At 37.8% G+C, this 9,761-nt stretch carries 5 protein-coding genes; 4 read left to right on the top strand and 1 reads right to left on the bottom strand.

Annotated features, from left to right (window positions below; all coding sequences use genetic code 11):
- Nucleotides 1–110: 110 nt before the first annotated feature.
- Nucleotides 111–1,451, bottom strand: a complete 1,341-nt coding sequence (locus FVQ77_16475) for a tetratricopeptide repeat protein (GenBank protein MBW8051896.1) — start codon at nucleotides 1,449–1,451, stop codon at nucleotides 111–113.
- A gap of 93 nt (nucleotides 1,452–1,544) precedes the next feature.
- Between FVQ77_16475 and FVQ77_16480 the strand changes: the two genes are divergently transcribed.
- The 4 genes from FVQ77_16480 (at nucleotide 1,545) to mfd (ending at nucleotide 9,606) form a co-directional block, all read left to right on the top strand.
- Nucleotides 1,545–1,736: a hypothetical protein gene (locus FVQ77_16480; protein ID MBW8051897.1), complete on the top strand. Its 192-nt coding sequence runs from the start codon at nucleotides 1,545–1,547 to the stop codon at nucleotides 1,734–1,736.
- A 414-nt stretch (nucleotides 1,737–2,150) separates the two neighbouring features.
- Nucleotides 2,151–3,713: a T9SS type A sorting domain-containing protein gene (locus FVQ77_16485; protein MBW8051898.1), complete on the top strand. Its 1,563-nt coding sequence runs from the start codon at nucleotides 2,151–2,153 to the stop codon at nucleotides 3,711–3,713.
- A gap of 85 nt (nucleotides 3,714–3,798) precedes the next feature.
- Nucleotides 3,799–5,598, top strand: coding sequence for a T9SS type A sorting domain-containing protein (locus FVQ77_16490; protein MBW8051899.1), 1,800 nt, complete (start codon nucleotides 3,799–3,801; stop codon nucleotides 5,596–5,598).
- A 57-nt stretch (nucleotides 5,599–5,655) separates the two neighbouring features.
- Nucleotides 5,656–9,606: a transcription-repair coupling factor gene (gene mfd / locus FVQ77_16495; protein ID MBW8051900.1), complete on the top strand. Its 3,951-nt coding sequence runs from the start codon at nucleotides 5,656–5,658 to the stop codon at nucleotides 9,604–9,606.
- Nucleotides 9,607–9,761 lie beyond the last annotated feature (155 nt).

A 9,761-nucleotide genomic window follows, 5' to 3' on the forward strand; every position in this document is an offset into this window, starting at 1 on the left:
AACCTGGAGAGTCATCCGATGATAACCACCCCTTGTCATAGTCATTGTCATTGTCTATTGTCATATTGTCTACTGCCTATTGCCAACTGCCAACTGCATTTCCTTATTCCCTATTCCCCTATTTCCTTTATTTCCTTATCCCCTGAGTCGTACAATTTTTCAAAAGTCTCTGCTTTATAGACCAAAGCGTCAAGAAGATGTACTTTTGAAATAATATCTGATTTCTTTTTAGACGACATTTTTAATACAGGATTTATGTAAATACACTTCTCATTGAATCTAATGAGTAAACTTATAATGGATCTTTGATAATAATAAAGAGCTTTATTAAAATCATTTTGTTTTAGGTATAAATTTCCGAATCCACAATAAGTCTCTGACACTAATGAATGATTTTGCCCCACCGTTTTAAGCATTATTTTCAGGGATTTATTGTAAAGATACAGCGCTTTTGTAAAAAATTCGTTGCGAGCCTCCTTCGTAGGGGTTAAAAATTTTGAAACCCTATGCCGAACAGCTCCTTTTGCAACATAAACATTTGCAATGTAAAGATTATCCCAGGCAACATTGAAATGCTCATTGCCAAAATTCATAATATCAATTGCCAGGGATTTATTGTGAAATTCAAGCGCTTTATCGTATTCGCCCATATTCAGATAGACTATCCCAAGGTTAAAATAACTATAAGCTACATACATATTATTTTTCCCTAACACTTTTAAGCGAATTGATAAAGCTTTCTCGTTATATTCCAGCGCTTTTTTAAGATCGCCTGTTTTACTATAAACTTCAGCGATATTATTATAGCTTGCTCCTACTGATCCATGCCATTGACCAACCTCTTTAATGCGTATCCTTAAAGCTTTTTCAAAAAAATCCAATGCCCTGCCATAATCTCCCTGATAGAAATAAATTGTCCCGATATTATTATAATTTGCAGCTGTATACATATTCTGCTCCCCGAGATATTTTATATTTATGGATAATGACCTTTTAAAAAATTCAAGCGCCTTGTTGTAATTATTTATGTTTGAGTAAACGCTTCCAATGGCATTATAGATATGAGCAATTAATTCATAGTCATTACCTAATTTATTTTTTACTGTTTCAAGCGCGTTATTCAAATAATTCATTGCCGTTTTGTTTTCCCATTTTATTCTATAAAAATCACCTAGATAAAGATAACATTGCACAAAACTTTTCCAGTCATTTAATTTTTCATAGACCACGCTGGCTTTTTCATAATAGAAAATGGCGCTATCAGGTGATTTGTAATAAAATGAGTCACCTTTTGAAATGTAGTAATCGGCATTCTTTATAGCTTCCTCCTTCTGAATGCTATCGTAGGACATGTTGGCTAAAGTAGTATCGGCATCCTGAGCGGAGGAAAGATCGTTAAAAAGTAAAAAGTAAAAAGTAAAAAGTAAAAATATGGAGGCAGTTTTTTTCATTTTAAATTGTCTTTGGATTTACTTTATTTTATTGCGTAAATAAATTATTTTTTTGTAAATTTGCAAATCGTATTAATATTAAATACTTTCAAGATGGAAACTATCTGTATCACTAAGGAAAGGTATGAATACTTAACAAAATGCGAAAGATTAGTGGATATGGAGTTTGAAGAGAAGTTTTCAAAAAAGTTTATAGCAGAAGTCAGAGAAAGCGAAGAAGCATATAGAAATGGTGAATATAAAGAAGTAAGAAGTAAAAAAGAAAGAATAAAACTCTTTTCATAGATTTAGACATCATGACCATGTTTACAAATAAACAAGGCTCTATTCTAAAATTTAGTTGATAGATAAATTTTTATTATTTTTGTACTAAATAAAGCACTTTCACAAATGACAAGTAAAGAAAAGTCATAAAAAAAACATTGAGCACCGTAGGTGCGACCTGTTTGTAGAAAGAAAGATCACAAAAAAAATAAGCGCTGTAGGTGCGTCCTGTAAAAGAATTATTCTAACTACAATAGCAATTTCAGATTGAATATGACGAAAAATATCTTTTTGAATGGATTGAATAACAGGACGCTCCTACGGAGCTTATTATTTTTATTTAATGTTCAATACTACAAACAGGTCGTCCCTACGGGACTTGGATTGTATTTAAACTACCAACCAGTTTTTATAATAGAGCCATAAACAACGCTAATGAAAAAATCACTATTATCAATACCAATAGCCGGCTTAATAACGTTAGCCCACGCCCAGATCATTTTGGATTCAACCGATATTGCGGGTGTGAATACGATTATTGTTCAGGCAACTGATACCATTCCCCCTGTAGGTCTATCCACAGGCCCTGCCGGGGCAGCACAAACCTGGGATCTTTCAGCGCTTGAGACCGATATTTTTTCTGTTTTGAACTTTGAAGACCCGGCTTCTTTACCCAATTTCTCAGATTTCCCTAATTCAAATTTAAGCCTGAGACAATCCACTTCTACTGTATCCGTTTTCCTTAAAAAATCAGTTGACGGTCTTTTTGTACAGGGATTTGCCGGGGATATTTTCAATTCAGGTGATACTATTTCCGTACCTTTTAATCCTGTGCAAACCGTTTTAAAATTTCCATACACCTACCAGGATTCCTTTTGGGATATTTCGCGTTTTGTTTTGACCTTTGATGTTGATATTATTACTGCCGGGTATGATTCAATAAGGATTAATCATACATCTATTAAAAAAGATACAGCCGATGGTTACGGCACTGTTATTACACCTTTAGATACCTTTTCGTGCTTAAGACTCTACGATGTAACAATGGATTATGATACCATATATGGGTTAAATCCAATTTTTGGATGGTTATTGATACCTCCTACTCCAGGAGTGCTTGATGAAAATCCAATCCTTGACACCACAAGGACTTATAGCTGGCTTGCCAAAGGTGTTGGATATTCATTGGTTGATATTGATGTGGATGGTGCCGGTAATATCATTGAAACGAGCTACTTACGTGTAAGACCAGGTGCAATGGTTGCTTACATTCCTTCGTATAGTATGAGTTGTTGTTGTGATACATGCTTATGTATTTGTGGTGTTAGCGCTACTGTAGGTGTAGAAGTAGCAGGAGGAGTACCTCCTTATACTTATCTATGGGATGATAGCCTTGCTCAGGACTCATCTACTGCTACCGGTCTTTGTGCAGGGGGTACCTACACAGTGAGAGTAATTGATTCGGCCAATATTGACACGGCTTATGCTACAGTCGTTATTATTGAACCGCCTCTCCTTATTACAGATTCAATATACGCTACCCCTGATACTGCTGGTGGGAACAATGGTACTGCAACCATATCTGTATCAGGAGGCATGCTTCCTTATACTTACCAATGGTCATCCGGAGATACAACTGCAAATATTTCGGGTTTAGCTGCAGGAACTTATTTTGTAACAATAACTGATGCAAATGGGTGTACTTTAGCAGATTCTGTTACGGTAGGATCAGTTACTTCCATAAATGAGCCGTTAACGCTAAGCAGCCATATAAAGCTTTACCCCAATCCAACTACCGGGATATTATATATAGAAATGCCAAAAATTGGTAATGCAACAATTTTTGTACTTAATCTATTGGGTGAAATAGTGGCTCAAATGGATAATGTTAATGACTTTGCATCACTTAACCTCGGGGAATTGGTTGAGGGAACTTACTTTATAAAGATTCAAACTTCTAAGCAACTATTTACTTCAAAACTCTCTTTGATAAGGTGAGTATAAAAATAAAAAAATCAGTTTTTTTGTAACTAAATTATATTTATCTATCTTGCGCCCCCATTTTTAACTAAAATTAAAAATCATGAAAAAGTTATTATTTTTAACCGCGATGCTTAGCTTCTTCACGTATGCTAACGCACAAATTACCATTGACTCAACTGATTATGCAACTTTTGGGGATACAATTTTTATGGCCAATGATACAATTCCAATAGATACCGGTATTTCTGTTGGAGGCACAGGATTCCAAATCTGGGATTTTACTAATTTATTACTTAATGAATTTGACACAATAATTTTTATTCATCCTGATTCAACACTCTTTGGAAGTGGTTTTCCGTCTTCTAATTTAGCTACTGAAGATACTATAATATCAAACTACCAAACATCTTCCGCAACACAGCTTACTAATGATGGATTTGCCGGTGATCCTTTTGGGTTTGGTGTTACTGCCTCTGCAGTTTTTGACCCGCCTCAAAAAATACTGGATTTCCCTTCCACTTTCAATGATTCTTTTACAGACACTATAAAATACACTGCAGTTATCCCTGTAACACTCCCACCTCCTGCTCCTGCAGGGCTTGATTCTATTAAAGATATCCATGAGAGCTATATCAGTAGTGATATAAGTGCATTTGGCACAGTAATGTTGCCTGGCGATACATTTAATACGATAAGGCAGTTTTATACAGAAGAGACAATTGATAGCGTTTTTATATATTGTAGTAATCCTCTAGGTTGTTTCATTTTTCCGTTTGGTTGGACCTTCATACCCGGAGGGCTTGTTGCCCAGCTTCCTGAAAATCCGATCACGGATACAACCTATACTTATAGCTGGTGGGCAAAGGGGGTAGATTTTCCTGTTGTTGAAATAGAAACAGACAACCCAGCCGGAAATGTTCTAGCCGCAAGGTTTAAAATTGGTAGTGCGGTAATAGCAAATATTATTTCCACAACTGATGCCAGTTGCAGCTATAATTGTGATGGTCAGGCAGTTGTAACGGGTATAAGCGGTGTTTCCCCATACAACTTTATATGGGATGATCCTGCTAACCAAACCAATGATACAGCTACGGGCCTTTGTCCGGGAACTTATATTGTGACGGTAATTGATGCAGTTCCTGATACAGCCTATGCTACGGTTTTTATTGGACCAGATACCCTCACTATTACAGCAACTTCAACTTTTAATAGCTGTAATAGTGATACCGTCAAAAGTATAACTGTTTCGGTAACAGGAGGAACATCACCTTATGAATACAGCTTGGATAGTGTAAATTTTCAAACCAGCAGCACTCTATCAGGATTAGCGGCAGGCAATTATGATATTTATGTCAGAGATGCAAATGGTTGTATGGATACTATTATTAACGTAACTATTACAGACCCGCCTGCTCTTACAGGAACCATAGGTTCAACCGATGAATCCTCTGCCGGTGCAAATGATGGAACAGTATGGGTAAATGCAAGTGGCGGTACCCCCTCTTATACTTACCTCTGGATGCCGGGCTCACTGACAGGTGATTCCGTTATCGGTCTCTCACCGAATACTTTTACGGTAACAGTAACTGACGCCAACGGATGCATTTTTACCGGTACCGATACAGTATTTGCAGGGCCAACTGGCGTGAAGGAGTTATTTAATGCTGGAAATAGCAAGCTATATCCCAATCCAACTACAGGCATTTTAAATATTGAAATGCCGGGAGTTAAGGATGCGACAATTTTTGTCTATAATCTTTTAGGAAAAATAGTTGTTGAAATTGACAAGCTCAGTGAATTTGCCTCAATAAACCTGGCAAAATTAACCGAAGGAACCTACTTTATAAAAATTCAAACAACTGACCGGGTAATTAACAAAAAGCTAAGCCTGGTTAGATAATAAATGATCAAGTGAACAAGAAGGGGCATTTGCCCCTTTTTTTTGTAATTATCTATTTTGAAAACCAAAGACCTTATCCAACTTTACAAACAGGACAGCATCATTGGTACCATTGCCGAGCGTATTAAGCCTTGTAAGCCTGTTCATTTACAACTCAAAGGATTGGTAGGTAGTCTGGATGCTGTTATTGCCACAGCCATTAGTGAGCTGGTTCAGCAAAACCATCTTTTCGTCTTGCGGGATAAAGAGGAAGCTGCTTATTTTCAAAACGATTTACAAAATTTAATAAATGACAAGAGCATTCATAGTGATAATGGTAATGTGAAAGAAGCAGGCAATGGGGAATTGACAGTCACCCCGAGTACTCGGGGGGATCTCAGCGGAGTTTATGCAGATACAGCCGGGGCTCCGATAAGTAAATTGCCTGCCGTTTTACTCTTTCCAGATTCCTACAAAAGACCACTTCAATTTGATCAGGCTGACAATGCCAACATGCAGATGCGTGTTGAAGTCCTTACCAAGATCAGCCAGGTTGAAGAAGCAGCTAAATTGCCTACTGTCAACTGTCAACTGCCTGCTGTTCTCATAGTTACTTATCCCGAAGCGCTTGCTGAAAAGGTGGTCAACAAGAACACCCTAAAAAAAAACACCTTTCTGGCCGGTGTAGGTGATAAAGTAAATACAAGTTTCATTAATAAATTATTAACTGAACTTCATTTTGAAAAAAGTGATTTTGTATATGAAGCCGGGCAATTTGCTATAAGAGGTGGAATTATTGACATCTACTCTTATGCTCATCAATTGCCTTACAGGATTGAATTGTCCGGGGATGAAATTGAAAGTATTCGTACTTTTGATCCGGATACCCAACTATCCATAGAGCAAGTAAAGCAGATATCTCTCATTCCTAACACCTGTCTGACACCACAACTTTGCCCGGGCAGGAACAGGCAGGCTCAAACTATAGATGCCTCGTCTCTACAAGAATCATTTCTTAATTTTTTACCCGATAACACTAAAATATGGATTAAAGATGTACAATTTACTTTAGATATCATTGAAAAAACCAGCCCTCCCCTAACTCCAAGCCAACTTGAATCGGAGAAACGGGGAATCGGAGAAACGGAGAGAGGGAAAACGAAGCGATTCACCGATTCACCCATTCACCCATTCACCGATTCAGGGGGACCTAGGGGGGCTATGGGGGTTAGGGTGAGAACCGATAAGGGGGAAAAAGAAGAGGGGATAGAAACCGCAGGCAATATTCTTAAACAATTAAGATCAAAAGTAACCATCGAATTTGGTAAACAATTTTATTTTGAACCTGATGCCGTATCCCGGGAAGTCGTGGAAATCTTTACTTTTGACGCTGCACCTCAACCTTCATTCCATAAAGATTTCAAATTGCTTACAGCTAATTTGAGGGATAATCAATCCGGGGGTCTTGTAAATATTATAGTAGCCGAAGCATCTAAACAGACAGAAAGACTTGCTACGATCTTTGAAGAGTTGGACCCTTTTGTAGAATTTCACAGTATTAATATCGCACTCAGAGAAGGATTTATTGACAAAAGACCTCACCCCCAACCCCTCTTAGATAACGGGATAGAGGAAATAAAAGAAACAAAGGGAATAAGGGATGAGAGCCCCGTTATCATAGAGGGAATAGAGGAAAAAAAGGAAATAGAGGAAATATTTACCGGCATAGCCTGCTACACAGACCACCAGATATTTGACCGTTTTTATAAACATAATATAAAGGCCAAACACACTAAATCAAAAGCGCTTACATTAAAGGAATTAAAAACCCTGCAACCTGGTGATTTTGTAACGCATATTGATCATGGTATCGGACGTTTTGCCGGATTGGATATGATTGAAGTAAGGGACGTACACAACGAAAAACCAAAGATGCAGGAGGCCATCCGGATTGTTTATAAGAATGATGACTTGCTGTATGTCAGCATTCATTCACTGCATAAAATTTCAAAATATAGTGGCAAAGAGGGTACTCCACAAATAAGCAAGCTCGGATCTCAGGAATGGAGCAACAAGAAAAAGAAAATTAAAAAAAAGGTAAAAGATATAGCCAAAGACCTTATTGAGCTTTATGCCAAAAGAAAGGCTGCGCACGGATTTGCCTTCAGTGAAGACAATTTTATGCAGGCAGAACTGGAATCTTCTTTTCTCTATGAAGACACGCCTGACCAGGCAAAAGCAACTGTGGATACGAAGAAAGACATGGAATCACCTCATCCAATGGATAGGTTAGTGTGCGGTGATGTAGGCTTTGGTAAAACCGAAGTGGCTCTCAGGGCGGCATTCAAAGCATGTTGTGAAAGCAAGCAGGTTGCGCTATTGGTTCCAACTACTATCCTTGCTATGCAGCATTACAACACATTTATAGAAAGACTTCAGAAATTTCCCTGCAATATTGAATACATCAACAGGTTTAAGAGCAGCAAAAAAATTAAGGAAATACTTGATAAAGTTAAAAATGGAGAAGTTGATATTCTGATTGGCACGCACCGTATTATCAGCAAAGATGTGAAATTCAAAGACCTGGGTTTGCTGATCATAGATGAGGAGCAGAAGTTCGGTGTTACAGTAAAAGAAAAACTTAAACAGTTGAAAGTGGACGTTGATACCCTGACATTAACGGCCACACCTATTCCACGGACTTTACACTTTTCACTTATGGGAGCAAGAGACCTTTCAATTATCAACACGCCTCCGCCTAACAGAAAGCCCATAACCACCCGGCTGTTTACTTTTCCTAAAGATATCTTTAGGGATAATGATAATTTTTTATGCGATGCAATCCACTTTGAGCTTCATAGAGGCGGACAGGTGTTTTTTGTACACAATCGTATCAGGGATATAGAAGAAGTAGCAGGGGTTTTGCAAAGATTGGTACCTGACGCCCGCATTGCAGTTACCCATGGGAAAATGGAAGGCAACAAGCTGGAAAAGGAAATGTTAAAATTTATCAATGGAGAATATGATCTGCTTGTTTCTACCAGTATTATAGAAAACGGACTGGATATACCCAATGCCAACACAATCATTATCAATATGGCGCATATGTTTGGCCTTTCAGACCTGCATCAGATGCGAGGAAGAGTAGGACGTTCTAATAAACAAGCTTTCTGTTATTTAATTGTACCACCTCTTTCAACTTTACCATCAGACGCTCGCAAAAGGTTATCTTCCCTGGAAGAATTTTCAGACTTGGGAGATGGATTCAACGTAGCCATGCGCGACCTGGATATCAGGGGTGCGGGAAATTTGCTGGGTGCTGAGCAAAGCGGGTTTATTCACGAATTGGGCTTTGACATGTATCATAAGATACTTGATGAAGCTGTTGAAGAATTAAAGCTGGGAGAATTTAAAGATTTATTTAAGGATAATAATTCAGGGACGAAGGATGGGATATTTGTTAAGGATTGTATTATAGAAACCGACTTACAGATGCTTATTCCTGAAGATTATGTTTCACACGTTGCGGAGCGATTGAATCTATATTCCGAGCTGGACAGCATCAAAAATTTAGAATCTTTACACAAATTCAAAAACTCTTTAATTGACAGATTCGGCCCTATACCTGGTGAAGTAAAAGAGCTGATTGAAACGGTAAAGCTCCGCTGGAAGGCTAAGGAGCTGGGTTTTGAAAAGCTTATTCTCAAAAATGAAACAATGAAGGGGTATTTTATGGGATATGGAAAATGGAAGACGTCACCCCTAACGGGTGACCGCCCGAAAGGGTGGGAAGATGGAAAATGGAAAAATACTTCTTCGGCTTCCTTTACGGGAAACTTTGCAGCAACCGAAGATTATTACCATTCAAAAACTTTTGGGAGTATCATTCAGTATGTTCAAAGCCATCCTCAACATTGCATGCTCAAGGACATAAATGGAAAACGGATCATTATATTTGAGGAGGTAGAGACAGTAGGTCAGGCGCTTGATAAGTTAGATACTATTATTGGAACTTGTGTGATGGCTTGATTTACCAATATGCAGCCTATTATAGCGTTTCACTAAAATAATAACAAATAAAAAATAATTACTATCCTCAATTATTCATAAAATCCCAATTTCAGAACACAAAGTTACGATTTTATGCCGCCTGTTGATTTGTTTATGATGCTGCTTAGTATATT

The organism is Cytophagales bacterium (assembly GCA_019456305.1).
Taxonomy (GTDB): Bacteria; Bacteroidota; Bacteroidia; order Cytophagales; family VRUD01; genus VRUD01.